At 48.1% G+C, this 21270-nt stretch carries 14 protein-coding genes; 11 read left to right on the top strand and 3 right to left on the bottom strand.

All coding sequences use genetic code 11. The features are described from left to right. Positions 1 to 384: 384 nt before the first annotated feature. From A8O23_RS15530 to A8O23_RS15525, 3 genes are all read left to right on the top strand, one after another. Positions 385 to 3381 carry a M16 family metallopeptidase gene (locus tag A8O23_RS15530; RefSeq protein ID WP_082883098.1) on the top strand — a complete coding sequence of 999 codons (2997 nt, stop codon included), beginning with the start codon at positions 385 to 387 and terminating at the stop codon, positions 3379 to 3381. A gap of 155 nt (positions 3382 to 3536) precedes the next feature. Beyond that, complete coding sequence (locus A8O23_RS21635; RefSeq protein ID WP_161486752.1) at positions 3537 to 3683, top strand: hypothetical protein; 147 nt, start codon at positions 3537 to 3539, stop codon at positions 3681 to 3683. Between the two features lie 233 nt (positions 3684 to 3916). Next, entirely contained in the window at positions 3917 to 4630 is a 714-nt protein-coding gene (locus tag A8O23_RS15525; RefSeq protein WP_153042234.1) for a hypothetical protein, read from the top strand. 253 nt (positions 4631 to 4883) lie between these two features. Here the strand turns inward: A8O23_RS15525 and A8O23_RS15520 are convergent, their stop codons facing one another. After that, the gene (locus A8O23_RS15520) at positions 4884 to 7142 is read right to left on the bottom strand and encodes a TonB-dependent receptor (RefSeq protein WP_066622996.1); all 2259 of its coding nucleotides are present in this window, start codon (positions 7140 to 7142) and stop codon (positions 4884 to 4886) included. A 156-nt stretch (positions 7143 to 7298) separates the two neighbouring features. Here A8O23_RS15520 and A8O23_RS15515 point away from each other — a divergent pair, with 156 nt between their 5' ends. From A8O23_RS15515 to A8O23_RS15505, 3 genes are all read left to right on the top strand, one after another. Next, complete coding sequence (locus tag A8O23_RS15515; protein ID WP_066622994.1) at positions 7299 to 8495, top strand: PQQ-dependent sugar dehydrogenase; 1197 nt, start codon at positions 7299 to 7301, stop codon at positions 8493 to 8495. Positions 8496 to 8698: 203 nt separating this feature from the next. Beyond that, entirely contained in the window at positions 8699 to 8902 is a 204-nt protein-coding gene (locus tag A8O23_RS15510) for a hypothetical protein (RefSeq protein WP_066622988.1), read from the top strand. A gap of 225 nt (positions 8903 to 9127) precedes the next feature. Then, entirely contained in the window at positions 9128 to 9823 is a 696-nt protein-coding gene (locus A8O23_RS15505) for a DsbA family oxidoreductase (RefSeq protein WP_066622987.1), read from the top strand. A 165-nt stretch (positions 9824 to 9988) separates the two neighbouring features. Here A8O23_RS15505 and A8O23_RS15500 read toward each other — a convergent pair whose 3' ends face one another. After that, complete coding sequence (locus tag A8O23_RS15500; protein WP_066622985.1) at positions 9989 to 12619, bottom strand: glycoside hydrolase family 3 C-terminal domain-containing protein; 2631 nt, start codon at positions 12617 to 12619, stop codon at positions 9989 to 9991. Between the two features lie 280 nt (positions 12620 to 12899). Next, complete coding sequence (locus A8O23_RS15495; protein WP_066622978.1) at positions 12900 to 13949, bottom strand: hypothetical protein; 1050 nt, start codon at positions 13947 to 13949, stop codon at positions 12900 to 12902. Positions 13950 to 14002: 53 nt separating this feature from the next. Between A8O23_RS15495 and A8O23_RS15490 the strand changes: the two genes are divergently transcribed. From A8O23_RS15490 to A8O23_RS15470, 5 genes are all read left to right on the top strand, one after another. Then, positions 14003 to 14758 carry a hypothetical protein gene (locus tag A8O23_RS15490; RefSeq protein ID WP_153042233.1) on the top strand — a complete coding sequence of 252 codons (756 nt, stop codon included), beginning with the start codon at positions 14003 to 14005 and terminating at the stop codon, positions 14756 to 14758. Positions 14759 to 14815: 57 nt separating this feature from the next. After that, positions 14816 to 15592, top strand: coding sequence for a tetratricopeptide repeat protein (locus tag A8O23_RS15485; RefSeq protein WP_066622968.1), 777 nt, complete (start codon positions 14816 to 14818; stop codon positions 15590 to 15592). 65 nt (positions 15593 to 15657) lie between these two features. Beyond that, positions 15658 to 16320: a YdcF family protein gene (locus A8O23_RS15480; RefSeq protein WP_066622965.1), complete on the top strand. Its 663-nt coding sequence runs from the start codon at positions 15658 to 15660 to the stop codon at positions 16318 to 16320. A gap of 157 nt (positions 16321 to 16477) precedes the next feature. Continuing rightward, positions 16478 to 17293 (top strand): PhzF family phenazine biosynthesis protein, encoded by an 816-nt coding sequence (locus A8O23_RS15475; RefSeq protein ID WP_066622962.1) that lies wholly within the window; start codon positions 16478 to 16480, stop codon positions 17291 to 17293. Positions 17294 to 17787: 494 nt separating this feature from the next. Next, positions 17788 to 21162 carry a S41 family peptidase gene (locus tag A8O23_RS15470; protein WP_153042232.1) on the top strand — a complete coding sequence of 1125 codons (3375 nt, stop codon included), beginning with the start codon at positions 17788 to 17790 and terminating at the stop codon, positions 21160 to 21162. Positions 21163 to 21270: the final 108 nt, after the last annotated feature.

The following is a 21270-nucleotide window of genomic DNA, read 5'->3' as shown; positions in this document are numbered from 1 at the left end:
TTTTAACCTGTTTTTTCAGAAAACAGGTTAAATTCGCAATAGGCCTTTTCCTTTATCCCTGAGGGAGAAGGGTAAAATGAGGAGTAATCCTAGCCGCTTCGTGGCACCTTTGATTTTGCCAGAACCATTTCTGTTTTCGGGCTGTTTTAAGAAAACCTCGCCTAAAAGACGAACATCAAAGCATTCAACAGAAAGATTTTCAATACTTTAAGAAAAATAAACAAACGTTAGCCTTTTTGTTGTATTTTTATTTCTGATAACTTTACTAGTAGCAGTTAGAACTTCTGACTCAGGTTAACAGACTACTTTTGAATAGGAAGTAGGATTCTTAACCCGTTTCTAAACAGAGCAACCCTCTTTTCCTCAAACTAAACAAACCACAATATGTCAAAGAAGAGCACCATGGCTTTCTTGCTGGCCGCCGCAATGTTTTCACAAGCGGAAGTACAGGCCCAGAAAAAGGCAGCACCAACAAAAAAAACAGCCACTGCTACCAAGGCACAGGCTAACAAAACACAACTGGTAGAAAAAGTGACCCGCAAGAATGGCGAGCTAGTCATTCCGTACGAGAAATACGTGCTGCCCAACGGCCTTACCGTGGTGGTGCACGAAGACCATTCTGACCCTATTGTGCACGTTGACGTGACCTACCATGTAGGCTCCGCCCGTGAAGAGGTAGGCAAATCTGGCTTCGCGCACTTTTTTGAGCACATGATGTTCCAGGGCTCAGACAACGTGGCCGACGAGGAGCACTTCAAGATTGTGTCAGAGTCGGGCGGTACATTGAACGGAACCACCAACCGCGATAGAACCAACTACTTCGAGACTGTGCCTTCAAACCAGCTGGAGACGGCGCTGTGGCTGGAGGCTGACCGTATGGGCTTCCTGCTGGATGCCGTAACCCAACAGAAATTTGAGGTGCAGCGCGAAACCGTGAAAAACGAGCGCGGACAGCGGTACGACAACGCCCCTTACGGCTTAGTCTATGAAAAAGTAAGCGCCGCTCTTTATCCGTACGGTCACCCGTATTCTTGGACCACCATCGGGTATATTGAAGACCTGAACCGCGTGGACGTAAACGACCTGAAGAACTTCTTCCTGCGCTGGTACGGACCAAACAACGCCACCTTAACCGTAGGCGGAGACGTCACGCCTGAGCAAGTGGTGAAACTGGCTGAAAAATACTTCGGCTCTATTCCGCGCGGACCTGAGGTGAAAGACATGAAGCTGCCGGCTCCGGTGCTTACCCAAGACCGCTACATTTCTTACGAAGACAACATCCGCTTCCCGATGGTGCAGATGACCCTGCCCACCGTACCAGCGTATCACCCAGACGAGGCCGCGTTGGATGTATTATCTCGTATAATTGGCGGTGGCAGAACCTCCATCATCTACCAGAACCTGGTAAAAACCCAGAAAGCCAACCAAGCCGGCTCTTACCATTCTACCTCTGAATTGGCAGGTGAATTCACCCTTATGGCCCGCACCTTCCCGAACCAGACACTGGCCGAAATGGAGAAAGAACTGCGCAATGCGTTAGCCGAGTTTGAGAAGAAAGGCGTGACCGATGAAGACCTGGAGCGATTTAAGGCGTCTGCTGAGGCCAGCTTTATCAACCGTATGTCCAGCGTGAGTGGTAAAACTTCAACGTTGGCTGCTTACCAGACCTTCACGGGTAATCCTAACTATCTGAGCAAGGAGCTAAAAGCCATTCAGGCCGTAACCAAAGACGATGTCAAGAGAGTGTACAACCAGTACATCAAAGGAAAAAAAGCCGTTGTCTTGAGCGTGGTACCGAAGGGCAAGCCTGAAATGGTGGCCGCTAAAGACAATTACACCGTTGACAAATCTGGCTACAAAGCCCCTACTGATCAGTACGCCGGACTGAAATATGTAAAAGCGCAAGACAACTTTGACCGTAGTAAAAAACCGGCTGCAGGCCCTAACCCTACCATTACCGTTCCTCCGTTCTGGAAGCAGAACCTGGCCAACGGCATAAAAGTGATTGGTACCAAAAACGACGAGGTGCCAACCGTTACCATGCTGTTCACCTTACAAGGCGGACACAAACTGGAGGCACATGACCCTTCTAAGGCCGGTCTCGCTTCTCTGACGGCGGCCATGCTCAATGAAGATTCTGAAAAATACACTTCTGAGGAAATTAGTGCGCAGCTGGAGAAATTAGGTGCCTCTGTATCTTTTGGCAGTGGCTCTGAGAGCATGACCGTATCAGTGCAAAGTCCGGTTAAAAACCTGGATGCTACTCTAGCTCTATTGGAGGAGCGCATGTTTAAGCCTAAGTTCTCCCAAGATGATTTCGACCGCCTGAAAAAGCAGCGTATTGAGGCTATTGCCAACCAAAGCACACAACCTACGGTGGTGGCCAACAACGTGTACAGCAAAATGCTTTATGGCGAAGGCCACATTCAGGCCATTCCGGACATTGGAACGGTGAAAACGGTAGAGAATATTTCTTTGGATGACGTGAAGAAATTCTATCAGAACTACTTCTCTCCAAGCGTGACCAACTTGGTGATAGTAGGCGACGTGGAGCAGCAGCAGATTATGCCGAAGCTGGCGTTCTTGAACAAGTGGGCGCCTAAGCCGGTGAACATGCCTGCCGTTGCCAAAATTAAAGGCATCGACAAAACCAAAATCTTTATTGTAGACAAAGAGAAAGCGGCCCAGTCTGAAATACGCATAGGCTACATGGCCTTGCCGTATGATGCCACCGGCGAATACTACAAAGCCTCTTTGATGAACTACGTGTTGGGCGGAGCTTTTAACAGCCGAATTAATCTGAACCTGCGCGAAGACAAAGGCTACACCTACGGCGCCCGCTCCGGCTTCTCCGGTACTGAGGAAGTTGGTCCATTCACCGCCTCTGCCGGCGTCCGTTCCGATGCCTCTGATTTATCAGTGATTGAGTTTATGAAAGAGATCAAGCGTTTCAGAGAAGATGGAATCACCGACGAGGAGCTGGCCTTTATGAAAAGCGCCATCGGGCAGTCAGATGCCCGCCGTTATGAGACCTCGTTTCAGAAAGCATCGTTCCTGAACAACATGCTGCGCTACAACCTGGAGCCTGACTATGTGGCCAAGCAGAACGAGATTCTGCAGAACATCACCAAAGAGGAAATCAACGCCCTTGCCAAAAAGTATCTGCCGGTTGACAACATGAGCATTATGCTGGTAGGCGACAAAGCTTCTATCAAACCAAAGTTGGAAAAATTGGGTTATGAAGTAGTGGAGCTTGACCCAGACGGTGCTCCAATTGTAGCCAAGGTAGAAACTCCGGCTGCTCCGGTAGAAGCAGATTCTAAAACTAAATCTAAAAACAACCGCAAGGCTAAGAAAGTAAACGGCCGCGTGTTTAACTAAGCTCAATCAGGAGCAGCTGGTATTATCAGCGTATCCGTTTTAAAGGCGTTTTCGGGAAATCAGCCCGAAAACGCCTTTTTTATTTTTCACTCTTCATAACTGGCACTACTCGTAACATCTCAAATGATTCAGCCCATCTCCAACAGCTTGAGCTTGTGAACAAGCTGAAAGAGGAGCTGACAGCAAACCCAGCTAAAAAAGATTTTAGAAGATTTCTTAAGCAAGGTGGTTTTAGGAAAATTGAAACTTTTGTACCGCATCAAGAGCATCTACCTTCTGCTGCTGAGTTAATGCATCTCTAGTTCTTTCTACTTCAGGTAAAGCAAGAATGCCCTTTCAACAATGCAGGGCAAATAAACTTCTGTGAAAACAGGTATTAAAACAATTTAGGCAACAAAATGACTACCCTTTTACGTAAGCCTCAAGGCCTATGGCAACAAAGAGTCGGTTTTGAAACTGCCCTCTTTTCACTTATTTTAAGCCGAACTTGTAACTCTCTGCAAGTCTAGCTTCTCTGATTTTGAATCCTGCATTTTTGATAAAAAATATAGCGCACATACTACGCCACAACTCTTTATTGCCGCAGCTTGCCCTGTGCATGTTGCTGTTGCTTTCAGCCTGCGGGAGTAGCCCCGAAACAGAACAAGAAGATTCTTTATACCTGTTTAAACCAGGCAAAAATTACCCATACCTGTTAACGGCCAAAGATTCCAGCGGCACAATATTCTCTACCGATACGGTCACTCTTTTTGTGAAGGACTCATCCGCCACAGATTATGAAGAAGAGCAGGAGCATACCTACTACAGCCTTTCGTTGGCAGGACATTGGTCAACTGACAGCATTCCGGAGCAAATACCAGCTCAACTCACCGCCGATGAACATGCGTACACCCTGGCATTTCCATCTATTTACCAGCATGACTTCACTTCCTATACCCTTCCGTTAGAAGTTGACTGGATGATGGAGGAGGGCAAGGAGAAGAATCAGCTGGTCAAAGGTTTAACCGCTGGCACGTTACATCCTGGCCCTTCCTACTCTATTAGGCGGGTGCTCACCTACGTTGGCGCCGAAGATCTGAAAATCGGCAAAAGCAAATACTCTAAGTGCCGTAAAATGATTGCTTTAGATGAGAGCCCTATAGGCAAGGTAAAAGTCACGTATTGGGTACATCCAGAATCAGGCTTTGTGCAGGCTTTGTACCAGCATGTATCGGGTGAACGAGAATTTGTTCTTCAACAAAAAACGTAAACATCTGCCTGCCCACTTGGGTCTGATCTTAATTCATCTCTCTCTTTTCTCGTCGAGATCAACACCTCCCTTTCGCCCAGTATCCACTTCATCCAATCTGTTTTTAATTTCATTACCTGAATAGGTTTAAACTCTTCAATCTGTTGAATTGAACACATGCGCCTACTCCACATGCCTAATGCTACAGGGCAGCGAATGTCGTTTTGAACCTGAACGTTTTGGGGCTGTTTTTCAGAAAGTAAGGCTAAAACACTTAAAAGCTTTTCCTCAGTTGAACCCCTGCGTAGAAATTACGGGCGGGCGCAGCCTGAAAGTATCGGTTCCCGAAGCCATTTAAATCATTGCCCAAGCTATACACTCGGTCAGTGGCATTGTCTATTCCGCCGTACACATCTACATGCCACTTCCCCTGAAAAGTACGCCGGAACCCAGAGCGGGCTCCCACAATAAAGTAAGCGTCAGCGTACACGGTGTTCTGGTTGTTCAGCGGAATTTCATCTGAATAGTTAGCGGTGGCATTGAGGTAAAAGCCTGGCTTGGTATCTACATCTAAACCTGCAACAGCTACATGAGGCGCGGTGCCCGGGAGGCGGTTACCTGTGAAATCATTCTCGTTTTGCCGATACTCCTGAAACAGGAAACGATTATAGGTATAAGCGCCCCAAACTTTCAGTAAACTCAGCGGCTGCTCCGGCTTCTGCACAATAGCGTATCCTAGCGCCAGCTCTACCCCTTGCTGCTTTGTTTCGCCGGCATTATCAAATACCGCCACTCCTGAAGAAGTGGTGCGGCTCACGATTGTTTCCTCCAGGGTAAACCAGAACCCCACTAAATCATAGGTAAAACGCTGGTTCAACAGATTTCCGCGCAAGCCCACTTCATAATTCAAACCTCGCTCCGGCTGCAGATCTGTATTAATGCTGCCATCTGAAGGTCTGATTTCTGCCTCGGTTGGCGGAGAGAATCCTGCGCTCACACTGGTGTGTACTGACAAAGTGGGCGATACCACCTTCACCAGTCCCACCCGAGGCGAAAATTGCGCGTCAATGCTGCGATTCTGCTTAAAGTTTGGATTGGTAGCGGCATCAGAAACTCGGGCTATCTCATAACGCAAACTATTCAGACTGGCACCCAGCGTCAGCAGGAAATTGGCTGGCAAGTCTACTTCGGCCTGCCCAAAAATGAACCCTTCTTTGATGGTTACTTCATCATCAATATTTAAAGCACCGGGAGTACCGGCATTGTTCACGTACTGCCGGGCATTTACAAACCGCTGATGCCCCTCTGCCCCTACCGTAAAGCGCATGGGCAAACCTGCCAGATCGGTACGATAAGTGGTGCGGGTACGGCCGCCAAAACTCTGGTTCAGGTTCCGTTCATAATCGGTCACGAAAGGGTGATCCAGAAAACTGAAGTTCCCGAACAAAGAGGTGGTGTTGCTCCAGCGTTCGTTGAACTGGTAATTATGCACCAGGCCCAGGTTCAGTCCTTCCACGTGGAGTGTGGCATTTTGGTCTTTGTTTAGTTGCCTTGCCGCCCGCGGGTTCGCTTCAAACTGCTCATGGGTGAGCGCGCCAGGCAGTTCATAAAACAAATCAGAATACAAGGCATGGAAGGAGAGGCTCTGCTTCTCTGTTGGCGTGAACTGCCCTGATAGCAACAAGGTTTTTCTGTCCATGGCACTTTGTTCACGGTAGCCATCTAACGTCTGATTGTCGTAGCGCAGCAGCAGGTTTGATTTTTCACTGGCCACACTGGCGGCAGCGGTATAACGGCGCAATCCATAAGAACCCACCAAGCCGCCTGCCATCACACTGCTTTCCTCAGGCTTTACCGTTTCCAGCAGAATAGTGCCACCCGTGCCGGCTCCGTACACGCTTCCCGCGGGGCCTTTTATCACTTCAACGTTGCCAATGGTAGCGGCATCTAGCGTGTTCAAAGGAATGGTTCCGTTGGCCTCTAACAGCGGAATCTCATTCAGGTACATCTTTACGTTCCGCACTCCGTATGGCGCCCGCAGGCTGCTTCCCCTAATGGAGATCCGGTAGCTGGCGGTGGCCCTTTCCTCCATGCGCACCCCAGGCAAGGTGTTAAGCGCTGGTACCAGTGTGGTCTGCGGGAAACGCTCTAACTCTCGGGTAGAAAGCAACCCTATGGCACCGGCAGTTTGAAGCAAAGGTCTGCGGGTTTCATAGCCTGTCACCACCACTTCCTGCAGATTTACGGCCAATGGCTCCAGCAGTACCACCAGTTCCTGCCTGCGCAAGGCTATTTTTAAGGTTTTATGGGTTAGGGAACGGGATACAATCAGACTATCTACCGCACTGGGCAACTCCACAGAGAATCTCCCGGCTGCATCGGTTACGGCTATGCTTTGTCCGTTAGTGAGGCTGAGCACGGCGGCCTCCAATGGTCTTCTGGTTTTCGTGTCCAGCACCTGGCCCTTTACAATTATCTGGGCATCTGCGGAAAACATAAGGCCAAAAAGCAAAAACGCAAAAAGGTATTTCATGAGTAAATGTGTAGCAAAGAAGATTTGATTCGGAGGAGGCTGCCACCGCAGTCTGAAACAAAGCAGAAGTAAATCAGTTTTACAAAGAGGTATAAATTAAACATGGCGGCAGTGTCACCTTCCATACGCATACTGCCCCACCCAAACTGTGAAAAAATGAAAAAAAGTATCTCATCTACCGTTCTTCAGCTGTTCTTGACAGTATTTCTGGCGCTGCCTGTAGCTGCTCAGGTTAAAAAAGAAGCTATTTCTGAAAGCGTGCAAGGTCATATTTTTAAACCTGCGTTGCTGGCTCCTACAGATGCCAACGTACGTCAACTGAAGGCCCCGGCAGGTTTTACCGTCACAAAGTTCGCTGAAAATTTGGGTAAGCCCCGCATGCTGGCCATTGCCCCAGACGGCACGGTGTACGTAACTAGCCGCGATGCCGGCACGGTTACCATGCTGCAAGATAAAAACAAAGACGGCAAAGCAGAGGTCACCAAAGTAGTGGCGCAGAAGGAGAACATGCACGGCATTGCTCTCAGAGATGGCAAGGCTTACCTCATTACCGTAAATAAGGTTTACACCACCGAGATCAACAAAGATGGCACCTTTGGTTCATTAAAAGAAATCATGGATGGTTTGCCAGAGGGTGGTCAGCACAACAATCGCACCCTGGCCTTTGGCCCTGACGGAAAACTTTATATCAGTGTGGGGAGCACCTGCAATGCCTGTGAGGAAACCAGCGACTTAAACGCCACGATGCTTCAGGCCGATGCTGACGGCAAAAACCGCCGCATTTTTGCCAAGGGCTTGCGCAACACCATAGGGTTTGACTGGCACCCACAGACCAAAGTCTTGTATGGTTTTGACCATGGCATAGACTGGCTAGGCGATGAAGTATCTAAAGAAGAATTTAACAAACTGGAAGACGGGGCAGACTATGGCTGGCCTTATGTCTATGAAAACGGAAAGCCCAACAAAGCTGATGAACCCAAGAACATGACTTGGGCCGAATACGCTAAAAAGGCGAAGAACCCGGAACTCATGTACAAAGCACACGCGGCACCGCTGGGTATGGTTTTCTACACCGGCTCACAGTTTCCGAAAGAATACCAAGGAGATGCCATTGCCACAATGCACGGCTCCTGGAACCGCCAAGAGGCCGTAGGGTACAATCTGGTGCGAGTAAAATTTCAGAACGGTCAGCCCACGCAGATTGAGGAATTTATTACCGGCTTTTTAACCAACAATAACAAAGCGCAGTTTGGCCGCCCCTGCGGAATTGCCCAACACCCCGACGGCTCTCTGCTGTTCTCTGATGATGACAACGGAGTCATCTATCGTGTGGCCTACACCGGCAAAAAATAAATTGTGCCTTAAGCGGCGAGGCGTTTTAGGGCTGATTTTAGAAAATCAGCCCTAAAACGTTTGTCTTGTGGCTTACCCAAGCTGTAGGCCAGGCATAGGCGCAGAATATGGCTCCTCATCCTGTTAAAGCAAAATCACGTAACATACACTGTCGCTTTTTGCTACACGCAGTATATTCTGCCCTATACCAACATTTTACCACTATGAAAAACACAGCCAACTTTTTTGCATTCCTTTTACTTGCTGCCATGTTTACTCTTACTTCCTGCGGAGACCAAAAGCCTGCAGAAACCACTGGCAACACCGTCACAGAAGACATGGTAGACGGAGCAGACGGCGGGCTAGACTCGCTAGATTTATCTTCAGAATCTAATAATACCTCAGGCGCAGACACTGTTCAACTGTAGCCTTCGCATTCTTAGACGGCACGTACTGAAAACAACAAGATAGATAAATCTGTGGCAGGCTTACGTACTGAAAGCCTTCAGCTGTGCCTTGTTTGTTTACCTACTCACAAGAAGGGAAGGAACATTCATGCCACCTAAACTGTTGTAGGTACATATAAATTGAGGCGAAGCGTGTAGCTTTGCAAGTGGCATTGAGAGCCTCCTTCATTTTTAAAAGAGATTACTATGAAAGTTGAAATATGGTCTGATGTGGTTTGTCCGTTCTGCTACATTGGTAAGCGTAAGTTTGAGAAAGCCTTGGAAACCTTCGGCCCTAAGGATAAAGTAGAGATAGTGTGGCGTAGTTTTCAGTTAGACCCTGATCTACAACCAGTAGCTGGCCAATCGGTGCATGAGTACCTGGGCAAACGCAAAGGAACCTCCACCGCCGAAGGAAAGCAGATGAATGATTACATGGCGGGCGTTGCCAAGGAAGTAGGGTTAACCTATGATTTCGACAAGGCCATCATCAACAACACCATGGATGCGCACCGCTTGCTTCACCTGGCCAAGGAGCACAAATTGCAAGACCAGATGAAAGAGCGTTTGTTTGCCGCTTACTATACCGAGGGCAAAGACATAGGCAACCATGACGTTTTGGTGCAGCTAGCCGAAGAAGTTGGTTTAGACGGTACCGAAGCTAGAAACGTGTTACAATCTGATGCCTATAAAGCCGAAGTTCAGCAAGACCAATACGAAGCAGCACAAGTTGGTGCCCGCGGTGTACCATTCTTCGTGTTCAACAGCAAATATGCTGTATCTGGCGCCCAACCTACTGAGCTATTCCAGCAAGTATTGGACAAAGTGTGGGAAGAAGAAAAGCCCGTTGATTTAAGTGCCGGCAGCGAAGGCTTCTGCACCGTAGACGGTGAGTGCAACTAAAATATTTGACAGCACTGGAAGCAGAAGAGGCACCTGCAAATGCAGGTGCCTCTTCTGTTTCCAGTGCTTTTTCTGTCAGCTTACGTTTTTGAGCTGATTTTCAAAAACAAGCCTAAAACGCTGGCTTATTCAAAGCTTTGCTCTGTAGTGACGTAACCAGTTCCTTTACTTAAGTGCCACTACACCTTCTACTGTTTTTCTGGCCTTTTTAGTTTGAGCATCGGGCTGGCCTCCTCCTACGCTAATGGTCACAGTGCCCGGCACGTATTCGGCGCTACCGTCTTTGTCAATGACGGTGAGATCCTGCGGACGAAGTTTAAATTTTACCACTTTGCTTTCGCCTTTTTTAAGCGAAATACGCTGGAATCCCTTCATGGCTCTGATAGGTGTTTTAAAGCCGGGCACCTGCTGAGAGATGTACAACTGCACAACTTCTTCCCCGTCCATTTTGCCAGTGTTGGTTACCCGTACGCTCACCGGAACCGGAGCGTGTAACTGCGCATTGGCTGGCACGCTCAGCTGATCATACGCAAAAGTGGTATAGCTCAGGCCATGGCCGAAGCCGTACAGAGGCTGGCCTTTAAAATAACGGTACGTGCGGTTTTCCATGGAATAGTCACCGAAAGGCGGCAGGTCATTATCGCTGCGGTAGAAAGTAACCGGTAAACGGCCAGCCGGATTATGATCGCCGAACAGCACATCGGCAATAGCCGTGCCCGCCGATTGCCCCGCGTACCAAGCATTCACAATAGCCGGAACATTCTCCGCCTCCCACGGAATAGCAATGGCGCTGCCGGTCATCATCACAAACACCACTGGCTTGCCTGTGGATTTCAGGGCATTCATCAAATCGGTCTGTACTTTGGGGAGTAAGATGGAGGTGCGGTCGCCACCGTTAAAACCTGGCTCATCTACAGGCATTTCCTCTCCTTCCAACTGCGGAGAGATGCCGCCTACAAAAATGATGGCATCAGCATCTTTCACGCGTCTGGCCAAGGCTTTGAAATTGGTTTTAGCGAAGTTGCCAGCCCGTAGTTGAATAGAGGCCTTGCCTTCGGCTTGGTAGTACTCCAGAACCAGGCGGTACTTCTTTCCTTTCTCCGTGGCTAGCTTAAAGTTCTTAGCTCCCCATCTGTTCCGGCTCCAGGCGTTGAGTTGTTCCTTGCCGTCTACTAAAAGTCTATAGCCATCATCGCCTTCTACTTCAAAGGTGATGGAGCCGGTTTCGTTGGCGGTGAAATCTGTGGTGTAGCGGGCCGAGAAATTATAGGCTTTCATAGCGCCTACCACAGTCTCGCCTTCCTGCCAGTTATGGTCTACATTGTTTTCCTGACGAACGGCAACGGGTTGGCCTGTCAGTTCTTTGTTGTTGAAGTACTCGGCCTGTACACCCGGCTTGCCGTTGAAGCTGAGTTGCGGGATAATGTTGGTGTAAGCCAGCAGGGTGTCTTTGGTGAACGTAATGGCTTGCTCATACACCACCTGCGTACCCGGGCCTACTTTACGCTTTATGCCCTCCAGCGCCGTCACAATCTCAGATGGGGTACCGTTGTAGTTACCAAGCACGGCAATGGCATTGTCAGCATTAGGACCCACTACGGCTATCTTTTTCAGGTTCTTGCGCAGGGGCAGCGTGTTCTTTTCATTCTTCAGAAGCACCATGCTCTGCTGAGCCATTTTGAGCGAGTGCGCTTTGTGTGGCGCACTTTCCAGCACACTTACCGGTGTCTGTGCATATTTCACCATGGCCACCGGATCAAACATACCCAACCGGAACCGGATGGTGAACAACCTCTTCACTGACACATCTATCATACGCTCCGTGATCTGTCCGTTTTTCACGGCCTGCACCAGAGCTTTATAGGCGTCGGTACCGCAGTCAATGTCGGTGCCATGCATCACGGCATCAGCAGAGGCAGAAGCGGCGTCAGGGTGGGTTTTGTGGTTTTTGAAGAAGTCGTCAATGGCCCAGCAGTCAGAGGTCACGTAGCCGGTGAACTTCCACTGGTTGCGTAGTATGTCGTTCATGAGTTGATCGGAGCCGCAGCAGGGCTGGCCTTTAAAGGCGTTGTAGGCACACATGACCCCGGCTACTTTGGCATTTACCACCAGCTCCTCAAAGGCAGGCAGATAGGTATCCCATAAATCATAGTCAGACGGCACGGCATTGAACACGTGGCGCTCCGGCTCCGGACCGCTGTGCACGGCGTAGTGCTTGGCACAGGCCGCCGCTTTCAGGTATTTTGGGTCATCGCCCTGTAAACCGCGTACAAAAGCTCGGCCTAGCATGGCGGTCAGAAACGGGTCTTCACCGTAGGTTTCCTGTCCTCTGCCCCAGCGCGGGTCCCGGAAAATATTGATGTTAGGCGTCCAGTACGTGAGACCTACATAGCGTTGCCCTGATTTACCCTCGGCAATGGCTTTGTTGTAGATGGCTCTTCCCTCTAGAGCGGAGTAGTCTGCCATTACCTCTAGAGAGGTAGTATCAAAGGTGGCGGCCATGCCAATGGCCTGCGGGTACACCGTTACTTTGTAAGGTGTGCGGGCCACTCCGTGCAGCACCTCGTTCCACCAATCGTAGCTCGGAATGCCTAGTCTTTCGATGGCTGGAGCAGAATTGAGCATCTGCGCCACCTTTTCTTCCAGTGTAAGCCGCGACACCAAATCATTTACCCGGACTTCTATGGTCAAAGATGGGTTTTGGAACGGATAAGTATACTGTTCTTCCTTGGCAGAAATAAAAGAAACGGCTCCTGCCAGAACCGCCACTATTAGAAAAGTAAAGATTGTTTTCATAGGCAAACGAGGTTAGCTGATTTTAAAATGTAAAATAGACACTAATTATTAGAGAAGCTACCACTTTTGCAAAAAACTGATAAAAAAGATGCTTCAATTTTGCATTTCGCAACTAACAGAACGTTTTTAGGCTCGTTTTTTTAAAATGACTTCAAAAACACAACTTCTGTTTTTATAAGCTTAACTGGCATAGGATTCTTCTTGCCATCGCTTTTGCTTTATAGCTTTTGGTAGTAACATAAAGATAAAAGCACAGCAGTAATGAGACGTGAGGGATCTACTACTTACTATTTGAGGGGTTAGTAAACAGGTACCAACCTACTCCAATAAAGTAGAAAAACGGCAGAGCCAAGAATTGAAAATTTAGCGCCAGTCCTGAAAAAGAAAATTCAAAGTCAGTAATCCACCGCACCACAAGAAAAAGCCAAAGTAGGGCAGGTAACAGCAGAAAAATTGGCAATAACCAACTTCTGTTTTTTAATGAATTATAACGCCTGGTTAAGACGGCAGGAAGAGAAAAAAGTACCAATGCGACAGCCACAAACAAATTCACTAGCAGATACCTGTTTACCCCAAAAGATTCGGTGCGAAGCTGTGTTACAGTTAACTTGTCTTTTGTTGCCCATAATAGCACCAACATGAGAAGTAGTGCGATACTAGAGGAAAGCGCTACTTTCTGTAACAGCATGGCCAACAAGTGAGTGGTATTTTTACTGACGATTATGTAAAGCCCTGACATTCCTAAAAGCAGAATAATGCCCTGGAATAGCAACTTGTACCAACCCGCTTGCCTAAGAGCAGTTTCCCTTTCTGTGTAAATAGTATCGAAATTACTTTTCTTTTCTTGCAGGTAGTTACAGGGCGAGGAATGAGAGCTTTCATTCTGGGCGTTGGGCAAAACAACTTCAGATGCATGTGTCTGAAACATACTATCAGGAAAGCTATCAGAGGGATAGGTATTGCACATATGAATGGGAAACAACTTAAGTTCATTGGGCTTAGAGGCGATCACAAACTTTTTCCCGTTTTCAATTCCAGATACACTGCAAGAAGAAAATACATCTGCCGCGGCCACTACATATTGCTGACCAAAAGATTTGCCCCAGTATCTATGTACCTTCAACACATAAATATTGTGTTTTATTAATCCTACCAGATCCTTTTCTTCCAGCGCACATTCAAAACTTGCCTCAAAAACAAAACCATCCGCTTGCCCCTCCTGTATAAAATCTTTACTGTAAGCACATGTACAAGCCCAACTACGAACAGGCAACAGTAGGAAAGAGGTAATTAATAGCAAAAGGGCAAACGGTCTTTTACCTAAGATCATAGCAAGACATCTATAAGAATGGTAATGTTAGCAGTAGTTCTGTAAATTGAGCCATGATTCGAATTACTTTCATAATTTGCCTCGCCACGTGGTGCTTGGTTGCTCCTGCCCAAGCCCAACAACTAACAAAAGAACAACTGCAGCATGTAGCTGACGACTTGCTAATTTCAACAAAGTACACTGCAGAAATTCAGCAGGTGTTGCCTATAGTAGATGACTTACAAGTAATTGTTTTGGTGCCTCACTACCGCGAGCACCCAAGCATAATTCTGCTAAAGAAAGATAAAAACACTAATACCTGGAAACGCACCTTTGAATGCTTGAGCCCTGGCATTGAGGTTAACCCTTTAGGCTTGTTTGACTGGCATACCACACCCACCAACACAGGCATAGACTTTGTCCCAAACAACATCAAAGTCAATTCATTTACCGATAAGACAATTGTCAACCTTATTGAGACATCGTTTACTGTGAAAGGTGGGGTACTTATTCCGTACCAGAACTTTGTTCATATGAACACTGCCGATGAACAAAGTCAGAAAGAATTCACTCCTTATACCATTGATAAAACACAGTACTTTGATTTCGCAAATCAACTAGCGAACAAAAAGCATTCTAAAACCGACGCCTCAAACTGTATGATTTTTGACACCCCACTGGTGCAAAGCTGTTCTTTAAAAAAGGTAGAAGGCAAATACCAGATTGTGGCAACCACTCAAAATAACCAAACCTGGACTTATACCTTTGACGGCATTGACCCAAACTGTAAATACTTGGTGAACAAAAAAATAACTGTAACTAAAAATTAACCAAGGCTCTACCAGAAAACAGTAGGTACTGTATCTTTCCTTTTACTCGCCTTTACCATGAAGCCACATTACTATCTGCTCCTTCTCGTCTTATTAGCTGGCTGCAAATCAACCCAAACTGCGAGCTCAAACCAAGACCAGAACAATGTTGTCAAAGTCACCACTAAAGGGTCGGCAGGTTCCTCTTCCACTAGATCAGGAGATCAGGTTATCTTTAACGGCAGCAATAATCTAGTAGACATTGTGAGTGAAAATGCGGCCTATTTTAACAACAGCCATGACGTAATTATCATTCAGGGCAGCCATAACATCATTAAACTTTACAACACAAACGTATTACAGATGGATCGCTACTCAACTGACACACTGGTTCTGGTGGGTAACAACCAACGCTACGTCATGTTAACCGATAATGAGGTGCACCTGAAAAAGTCAAATGTGCGCACCGACACCGTCCAGATGACCACCCCCGCCTACAACTTCAACCAAATTGCTCAGGAAGTAAAACCTGAAGACAAAGCCTGGGAAACCATACAGCATTACTTGACAGAAATCAAACAGGGCAACAAAGAAGCTTATTACCAACTAGCTGAAATGTACAACTTTAGCCTGCAAGATGTCCCGCTGAATACAAATAAAGCCATTGAGCTCTATGAATACGGAGCCGCTAACCAAGAGATTCTCTCTATCCGGCGATTAGCTGACATTTGGTACAAGGGTACTTTTGACAAAAAGCCTGATAAGAACAAAGGTCTTTACTACTATAAATTAGGCGCTCAGTTAGGTGACGAGTATTGCAAAGATGCGCTTGCAACAATGAACAGCAAACAGTAAACAGTTACCAATAAGTATGAGGCAGTAAATGCTTCCCTATCTTTTCCGAGTCAGAACTCTTTCAAATGTCTTTATCCCCTGAAACCACAGCCTTAGCTCAACGCATCTGGAATTACCACCAACTGCACCACTCCCTCAAGCCGGCCAGCGCTATTTTGGTATTGGGCAGCCATGATTTACGCGTGGCCGAACGAGGTGCTGAATTGTTTCTGCAGGGTTATGCTCCTTCACTGCTTTTCTCTGGTGGCTACGGTAGGCTCACTGAGGGCAACTGGACCCAAACCGAGGCTGAAAAATTTGCGCAAATAGCCATAGACAAGGGCGTACCTAAAGAAAAGATTCTAATAGAAAATAAGTCTACGAACACTGGGGAGAACATCGCCTTTTCTCACCAGTTGCTGCAACAAAGAAACATTCCCGTTGATAGTCTTATTCTGGTGCAGAAACCCTACATGGAACGCCGAACCTACGCCACGTTTCTACAGCAATGGCCAGGGCCGAAAATAAACTTTATGGTTACCTCACCTCAAATTAGTTTCACAGACTATCCTAATGAAGAAGTTTCGGTAGAACAGGTCATCCATATTATGCTGGGCGACTTACAGCGGATAAAGGTGTACCCTCAAAAAGGCTTTCAGGCGTACCAGGAAATTCCGGAGAAAGTATGGGAGGCATTTGAAATACTAAAACAGCAAGGCTTTACGAGCCATTTACTGCCGGAGGAATAGCCGAGCCAATCCCTAAAAGCCTTTCAAATTTCTAAGGTTGTTTTTGCCCTGATTTTCTAAAAGTAGCACAAAAACAGACGTACTTTCCCATTCCTGCTTTATTGCCTAAATTACCGAACATTTAAGGAGTGCCCGTGCTGTCCTATCGGTAATCCACATGAAAATAAAGACCTATATCATAGATGCCTTTTCGGAAGAGGCTTTCAAAGGCAACCCGGCGGGAGTCTGTCTGCTGGAAAAACCTTTAACCGAAAGTCAAATGCTGGCTATAGCGGCAGAGCTTAACCTCTCAGAGACGGCTTTTCTGGTGCCTTCTCCCCAAGACGAAAGCAATTTTTCCATCCGCTATTTTACGCCCACGGTAGAAATTGCTTTTTGCGGACACGCCACCTTAGCCTCCGCCAAGCTGGTGCTAGACAAACGCAAATTGGAGAAAGTGACCTTTGTGACACATCATAACCTGGTGCTGCAGGCAATCAAAGAGGAGGAGTATATTTCTATGCGGTTCCCTTTGTATGACTACCAGCCACACCCACCTTTGCCAAATCTGTACACGGCACTGGGCTTGGTTACCCCTTTAGCTCTTTACTTTTCTGAGGACATAAAGATGCTGGTGCTCGAAGTACCTACTAGAGAGATATTAGAGCAAATCAAACCAGACTTCAGTCAATTACTGCAGTCCACCAGTTCAGTTAACGGTTTAGCAGTAACCACAAAATCTACTGATTCTGAATTTGATTTTTACTCCCGCTGCTTCTGGCCTTGGGTAGGCATCAACGAGGATCCGGTTACCGGCTCTGCGCATAGTGTACTGGCAAAGTATTGGGCAGACAGGCTTCAGAAAACTGAAATGACTGCCTATCAACTCTCAGCCAGAGGAGGCCATTTGCACCTCACGCTTATTGACGAACACACTTTAGAAGTGCGCAGCCAAGCTCAGATTGTGCTGGAGGGAACGCTTCAAATTGATTAAAAAATTCTAACAAACACATTCCATTTCAACGAATCTCTGATATTCACCCTTTGAAGGGAATGTATTCACAGGAGTATCCATGCATTCCGGATAACTGCTTCGTTGAAAGCGTATTTTAAAAAAAGAGTGGAAAGCACTACCAATATGGCGCTAATTATGCGCGGAAGTTATCTCCGTGACTTGCGGCTTTTGCGTTTGTTCGTCACGGAAGTAACTTCCGCGCCATTAGAAGTAGCAATTTGATTTTTCCTACAAGATGAAGCTCGGGGAGACGGGGGTAAGCAACTCCTTTTTCGGTAATTATAAGCAACGCAGGGGGATCTAACGAATACATCCTATAACAGAATGTAAAGCGGCGGCCACCGCAACAGCCAGGCCGAGCCCTGTCCCTACAAATCTACTATACCAGCCCAAGCACCTTAGGTGCACTATTCCCGCACCTAAGGTTATCCAAAACTAATTCCTATTTTAGGCCTACGAAACATATGAACCCTATGCTCTTCAAAAAGATCTTGCAAATAGCCGCCCTAGGCAGCGCCTTGTGTGCGCTTCCCGCTGCCGTTCAGGCACAGGGCACGCGGCTACTCCGGCAACCCACCATCAGTGAGAACCACATCGCTTTTGTCTATGCTAATGATGTTTGGATAGCAGACCGTAAAGCTGGCACTACCAACCTCGGCTTTGCCCGAAGGTTAACTTCCAATGAGGGGGCTGAAACCAGTCCGCATTTTTCACCGGATGGCAAGTGGTTGGCCTTTACTGGCCAATACGACGGAAATACCGATGTATATGTGATTCCGGTAGAAGGTGGCCAACCTAAGCGCCTTACCTGGCACCCCGGCAACGATGCCGTTAACGGTTGGACACCAGATAGTAAATCCGTTTTATTTGTCTCTGGACGGGAAGGCCAACCCACAACCGACTCTAAATTTTACACCGTTTCCATTACCCAAGGTATTCCAGAGGCACTTAAAATTCCGCAGGCCGCCAATGGTGAGTTGTCTGAGGATGGCAAGTATGTGGCCTACCAGCCCATTTTCTTCTGGGACCCTGAGTGGCGCAACTACCGCGGCGGACAAGCACAACCCATCTGGATTGTAGACATGGAAAACTTCAGCCTCAAGCAGACACCACAAACTGACCGTGAGCGGCACACCAACCCTGTTTGGATGGATGGCGTGGTGTACTTTCTGTCTGAGCGCGACTATGCCAACAACGTCTGGTCTTTCAACCCCAAAACCAATGAGCTGAAGCAGCACACCTTCCACAAACAGTTCGATACCAAGAATTTGGATGCCGGCGCGGGCATGGTAGTGTACGAGCAAGGCGGCTACCTGCATTTGCTCAACCCCATAACGAACCAGACCCAACAGCTTACCATAGAAGTACGCGGCGACTTTGATTGGGCCCGTCCGCGCTGGGCAGATATTTCCCCTACCCAACTTATTCATGCCTCATTGAGCCCCGGCGGCAAACGCGCTCTTTTTGAATCAAGGGGTGAGGTTTTTACCGTGCCAAAAGAAGAAGGCGATTGGCGTAACATTACCCACACGCCCGGCGCCGCAGACCGCTACCCTACTTGGTCACCCGATGGCTCAAAGATTGCCTGGTTTTCTGATGCCACCGGCGAGTACCAGCTCATGATTGGCGATCAGGAAGGGCTTACTAAGCCTAGAGCCATCGCCATTCCAAACCCCACGTTCTTCTTCCGCCCTGAGTGGTCACCTAACAACAAATACATAGCGTTTACCGATACTGATTACAACCTGTGGTACGTAGAGGTGGCATCTGGCAAAATAAAGAAAGCCGACACCGAGGGCTACGCACACCCAGACCGCACCATGAACCCGGTGTGGTCACCGGATAGCAAATGGATTGCCTACACCAAACTGCTGCCCAACCAGTTTAAGGCGGTAAAAGTGCACAATGTAGAAACCGGCAAAACCCTGCAGCTAACAGATAACATGGCCGATGCCCTTTCACCAGTATGGGACGAGAGCGGCAAGTACCTGTATTTTCTGGCCAGTACCAACTTTGGTCTAAATACCGGCTGGCTAGATATGAGTAGCTTTGATCATCCCGTTACCCGCAGTCTTTACATGGTTGTGCTGTCTAAAGACACGCCATCGCCGTTACTGCCGCGCAGCGATGAAGAACAGGCGCAAGCACAAAACACCGATTCCCAGAAAGCATCAGAACAGCAATCAACATCAGGTAAAAAGCAGCAGGAAGCGCCCCGCACCAAGAGCGGGCAAAAGGGCGAAGCGAAAGTAGTGAAGCCTGCTGTTACCGTAAAAATAGATATGGATGGGCTAAGCCAGCGTATTCTTCCTATTCAAGTGCCGGATCGTAACTATACTGGCTTACTGCCCGGCCCCGAGGGTCAGGTGTTTTACATGGAGTCTATCCAGAACCAGCAAGGCGAAACCCTGCACAAATACAGCTTGAAAGACACAAAGGCTACTGAGTTCCTGACAAAGGTAAACGACGCCTCTGTCTCCTTCGACCGCAAAAACCTGTTGTACCGAAGTGGGTCTAGCTGGAGCATTGTGAGCACCGCCAACACCCCTAAACCTGGTGACGGCAGGCTGAAAGTGTCAGACCTGAAAGTAAAGATTGACCCCGCCGCCGAGTGGAAACAAATCTTCAGAGAAGGCTGGCGCTATCAGCGAGACTTCCTGTATGTAGACAATACCCACGGCGCCCCCTGGGATAAGATTTATGAATGGTACAGCCCGTGGTTGGAGCATGTACGCCACCGTTCTGAGTTACACTATCTCATTGACATTTTGGGAGGCGAAATTTCAGTGGGCCACTCCTACACCTCAGGCGGAGATTTCCCCGATGTAAAACGGGTGCCGGTTGGTTTGCTGGGTGCTGATTATGAAGTCAACAACGGCTTGTACCGCATCAACAAAATTTACAACGGCGAGTCCTGGAATCCAGATCTGCGCGCACCACTCCGTGCTCCGGGCCTCAACATCAACACCGGCGACTACATTCTGGAAGTGAACGGTCAGCCTGTAAAGGCAACTGAAAACCTGTACCAGTTCTTTGAGGCTACCGCAGACAGACAAACGGTACTTCGTATCAACAGCAAGCCCAGCATGGATGGCTCCCGTTTAGTAACGGTAGTACCCGTAGCCAATGAATCAGGCTTACGCCGCATTGCCTGGATAGAAGGAAACCGGCAGAAAGTAGACCAACTCTCTGGCGGAAAACTGGCGTACGTTTACGTGCCTAACACCGGACAAGCTGGTTACACCTCGTTTAACCGCTACTACTTTGGCCAGCAAGACAAGCAGGGTGCTGTAATTGACGAACGCAACAACGGAGGTGGTTCCGCCGCCGATTACATGGTTGACATCATGGCCCGCGAACTGCATGGCTACTTCAACAGCAAAGTAGGCGACCACAGGCCTTTCACCACACCAATGTCAGGTATTTGGGGACCGAAGGTGATGATTGTAAACGAAATGGCCGGTTCTGGCGGTGACTTATTGCCGTACCTGTTCCGCAAAATGGAGATCGGCCCTATTGTGGGCACCCGCACTTGGGGCGGTCTGGTAGGCACCTGGGACACACCTCCGTTCATAGACGGTGGCCGCATGGTAGCACCGCGGGGTGGTTTCGTGGATGTCAACGGGGAATGGGCCGTGGAAGGTGAAGGCGTAGCCCCAGACATTGAGGTATTGAATAAACCAGCCGATGTCATTGCCGGCAAAGACCCTCAGCTGGAACGCGCCGTAGCCGTGGCTTTGGAGCTGTTAAAAACAAAAGCTGTGGAACTGAAGCCTGAGCCAGCTGCCCCTAACCGTTGGCGCCGTCCAGAGGGTTGGGAGAAAGAAGCAGAAGTCGGAAAGAAATAGATAGAAACTTGCTCCCTCATACGGCTGAGCAGAAGCTGTTTTAGGCTTTGTTTTCTTAAACTAGGCCAAAAACAGCTCCTGCAATTCCTTAAAAAGAATATAGCCGTT

Origin of the sequence: Rufibacter roseus (assembly GCF_001647285.1) — a bacterium.
GTDB classification, from domain to species: Bacteria; Bacteroidota; Bacteroidia; order Cytophagales; family Hymenobacteraceae; genus Nibribacter; species Nibribacter roseus.
The sequence above is the reverse complement of the archived record's forward strand: the minus strand, read 5'-3'. Positions and strand labels throughout refer to the sequence as shown.